This window comes from Mycobacterium sp. UM_Kg27 (assembly GCF_000972905.1).
GTDB lineage: Bacteria > Actinomycetota > Actinomycetes > Mycobacteriales > Mycobacteriaceae > Mycobacterium.
In genome coordinates this window covers 1-215 of the sequence record NZ_JRMM01000394.1, presented here as the reverse complement: position 1 = coordinate 215, position 215 = coordinate 1, and the positions used below count along the sequence as shown (strand labels likewise).

The 215-nt window shown below is 64.7% G+C and carries 1 protein-coding gene; it reads left to right on the top strand.

All coding sequences use genetic code 11. The annotated features are described in order from the left end of the window. Positions 1 to 215 (top strand): WXG100 family type VII secretion target (locus LI94_RS21795; RefSeq protein ID WP_052740011.1); only part of this gene is annotated, 215 nt, incomplete at both ends.

The following is a 215-nucleotide window of genomic DNA, read 5'->3' as shown; positions in this document are numbered from 1 at the left end:
GATGTGCACGCGCAGACGGTGGAGGACGAGGCGCGCCGGATGTGGGCGTCGTCGACCAACATCTCCGGTGCGGGCTGGGGTGGTCTGGCGGAGCGGACCTCGATGGACACCATGGGTCAGATGCAGACCGCGTTTCGCAACATCGTGAACATGCTGCACGGGGTGCGGGATGGGTTGATTCGCGACGCTAACCACTACGAGCAGCAGGAAGCTGC